General features: G+C 57.6%; 1 protein-coding gene and 1 pseudogene. Both read left to right on the top strand.

Features of this window, described 5'->3' with window-relative positions; all coding sequences use genetic code 11:
* Positions 1-391 (top strand): hypothetical protein (locus A3730_RS32270; RefSeq protein WP_063539302.1); only part of this gene is annotated, 391 nt, incomplete at its 5' end.
* Positions 391-754 (top strand): annotated as a pseudogene (locus A3730_RS26345) (hypothetical protein); the annotation flags it as partial. The gene A3730_RS32270 and the pseudogene A3730_RS26345, both read left to right, overlap by 1 nt.

Consider the following 754-nt stretch of genomic DNA (forward strand, 5'->3'; position numbering starts at 1 on the left):
CACTGCCACTCCCCAGGCGGGGTTGCGGGCGGCAGCCATTGTCGAATCCGTGCTGTATCGCCATGGCGTGAATAACGTAACCCGCTACCCGGAAAGCGATAATGAAGGGGTGCTGTTTGAAGGCACCTCGGCGGCCAACCGCAAGAACATGAATCAGTGGGTCGCCTCGCAATCGGNCCAATATGTGGTGAGCGGGGTAGTACACGAATGGCGCTATAAAACCGGTGTTGATGGTGAGCCCGCGGTGGGGGTAATGATCGAAATCCGTGAATTGCCGGAAGGGCGTATCGTCTATAGCGGCACGGGCTCACGGGCCGGCTGGGCACGCCAGTCGCTCAGCGAAACCGGGCAGAAAGTCATCGATAAATTGCTCGCCCCGGTGGTGCAGTAATGCTTGAGCGCATCAGTAACGGCAAGCTGGCGGGGCTATTCATGCCCCAGCCAAGAGTGCTGTGGTCGCTGTGCGAAGCAGTGATTCTGATGGCGCTGGCCGTTGTCATGGGGTTGTGGCTGCGCGAGGAGGATCCGCTGACACTCATCGGGACCTTCCGTTGGGTATTGCTGGTGCCGATACTACTGGCGTTGCGTTACGGTAGCTTGCTCGGGGTGTTCGGCATGCTGTGTCTGGTGGCCAGCTGGTTTTTGCTCACGTCTTTGGGTTTCTATTCAGGCATGGACTTTCCGGAAACCACCATGCTTGGTGGTTTCGTGATTATTCTTATTTGCGGTGAGTTTGCGGATATGTGGCGCGTCA

It is taken from the genome of Alcanivorax sp. HI0044, assembly GCF_001634945.1.